The organism is Micromonospora sp. ABR4_055 (genome assembly GCF_056160425.1).
The window spans coordinates 1-2,401 of record NZ_JBSWXD010000295.1; the positions used below are offsets into that span (position 1 = coordinate 1).

At 69.4% G+C, this 2,401-nt stretch carries 1 protein-coding gene and 1 pseudogene; both read right to left on the minus strand.

What is annotated here, in order from left to right:
• Nucleotides 1-343 (minus strand): annotated as a pseudogene (locus ACXAHD_RS31925) (molybdopterin-binding oxidoreductase); the annotation flags it as partial.
• A gap of 253 nt (nucleotides 344-596) precedes the next feature.
• Nucleotides 597-2,240 carry a chaperonin GroEL gene (groL, locus tag ACXAHD_RS31930; RefSeq protein ID WP_281551837.1) on the minus strand — a complete coding sequence of 548 codons (1,644 nt, stop codon included), beginning with the start codon at nucleotides 2,238-2,240 and terminating at the stop codon, nucleotides 597-599.
• Between the last annotated feature and the right edge of the window lie 161 nt (nucleotides 2,241-2,401).

Genomic DNA, 2,401 nt, shown 5'->3' on the forward strand with positions numbered 1-2,401 from the left:
GCCCGGCACCGGGCCGGGTGAGCGCGGCCGCCGCGCCGACCACGCCGAAGACCGCGACGCCGACGAAGCCGACTGCGAGCCGGCCGGCGGCCAGCACCCCGATCACGGCCGCGAACCCGGCGAGCAGTACGCCGGTGCCGATCAGCAGCGCGGTCTTGTCGTGTACGCCGAACACGTCGATGGCAAACTGTTTCAGCGGCTCGGGGACGGTGTCGACGACCACCCCGCCGACCGCGACCAGCGGTGCCGAGCGGGCGCCAGTGGCTACGGCGATCAGCTCGGCCAGGCCCAGGGCGAGCGCGGCAGCGGCCACCCCGGCAAGCGCTGCGAGCGGTCCGGGCAGGCGGCCCGGCGGTTCGGTCTGCGCAGCTGGCCCGGTCGGCTCCGGCCCTGTCGCGTCCGGCACCGTCGGCTCCGGCCTCATCGCGTCCAGCCCATCTGTCCGGCACCGTACGGGGTCGACGGCGCGTAGGTACCGCCGACGATACGCAGAATCCGCGTGATCAGAAACCTCGGGCAGAGTGCGCCCTCGGCCGTACTGATCACGCGGATCCAGGTGGAACAGGTGGAACAGGTGGAACAGGTGGAACTCCCGGTCAGAAACCGGGGCCGTGCTGGTGGCCGTGTCCGTGGTCGTGTCCGTGCCCGCCGGCGGCCGGCTCGGCCTTCTCCGGCTTCTCCACCACGAGACTCTCGGTGGTGAGCAGCAGCCCGGCGATCGACGCGGCGTTGCTGACCGCGTTGCGGGTCACCTTCACCGGGTCGATGATGCCGGCCCGGGCGAGATCGACGTACTCACCGGTGGCGGCGTTGAGCCCGTGGCCCCAGTCGCCTTCGAGCACCTTGCCGACCACGACGTATCCGTCGTAGCCGGCGTTCTGGGCGATCCACCGCAGTGGCTCGTGCAGCGCCTTGCGGACCACCGACACGCCGACCTTCTCGTCGCCGTCGAAGCCGAGGTCGTCGTCGAGCACGGCGGCGATCTGGCTCAGCGCCGCGCCGCCACCGGGGATGGTGCCCTCCTCGACCGCGGCCTTGGTCGCGGCGATGGCGTCCTCGATGCGGTGCTTGCGCTCCTTCATCTCCACCTCGGTGGCGGCCCCGGCCTTGATCACCGCGATGCCGCCGGAGAGCTTCGCCAGCCGCTCGGCGAGCTTCTCGCGGTCCCAGTCCGAGTCGGACGCGTCGATCTCCTTGCGGATCTGGGTGACCCGGTCGGCGACCTCGGAGTCGTTGCCGGCACCGTCGACCACCGTGGTGGTGTCCTTGTCGACCACGATCCGCCGGGCCCGGCCCAGCGACTCCAGCCCGACCGCGTCGAGCTTGTAGCCCAGCTCCGGGGCGATCAGCTCGGCGCCGGTCAGGATCGCCATGTCCTGCAGCATCGCCTTGCGCCGGTCACCGAAGCCGGGGGCCTTGACCGCGCAGATCTTCACGGTCTTGCGTACGGCGTTGACCACCAGGGTGGACAGCGCCTGCCCGTCGACATCCTCGGCGACGATCAGCAGCGGCTTGCTGTCCTGGACGATCTTCTCCAGCAGCGGCAGCAGCTCCTCGATCGAGGAGATCTTCTGGGTGGTGATCAGGATGTACGCGTCCTCGAGGACCGCCTCCTGCGCTTCGGCGTCGGTGACGAAGTGCGGGGAGATGAAGCCCTTGTCGAACTGCAGGCCCTCGGTGACCTCCAGCTCGGTGGCCAGGGTGGAGCCTTCCTCGACGGTGATGACGCCGTCGCGGCCGACCCGCTCCATCGCCTCGGCGATCAGCTCGCCGATCGTGGCGTCCTGGGCCGAGATCGTCGCGACCTGCGCGATCGAGCCCTTGTCGGCCACCTCCGCTGCCTTGGCCAGCAGCGATTCGGAGACCTTCTGTGCGGCCGCGTCGATGCCGCGCTTGAGGCCGGCCGGGTTGGCCCCGGCGGCGACGTTGCGCAGACCTTCACGGACCATCGCCTGGGCGAGCACGGTTGCGGTGGTGGTCCCGTCGCCGGCGACGTCGTTGGTCTTCGTCGCCACCTCCTTGACCAGCTGCGCACCGAGGTTCTCGTACGGGTTGGTGAGCTCGATCTCCTTGGCGATGGTCACGCCATCGTTGGTGATCGTCGGAGCGCCGAACTTCTTGTCCAGCACGACGTTGCGCCCGCGCGGGCCGAGGGTGACCTTGACCGTGTCCGCGAGCGTGTTGACGCCGTGCTCCAAGAGGTGCCGGGCGTCGTCCGAGAAACTCAGGATCTTCGCCATGACATTCCCTTCACAGGCACTAGCCGTCGGCCGGCCGGCGGCTGCCGGCACCGGCCGACGGGCGAAAGGACAAAGGAACAAGGTGGGGAGTTTGGGGGCTTTCGGATTTGCGGGTCGTTCCCCTTTATGAAACCAAAGAACTATCCTAAGGCGGATAGAAG

Excerpts from the sequence above, each read along its gene's own strand:
- groL (WP_281551837.1), bottom strand. The coding sequence starts at position 2,240 with ATGGCGAAGATCCTGAGTTTCTCGGACGACGCCCGGCACCTCTTGGAG.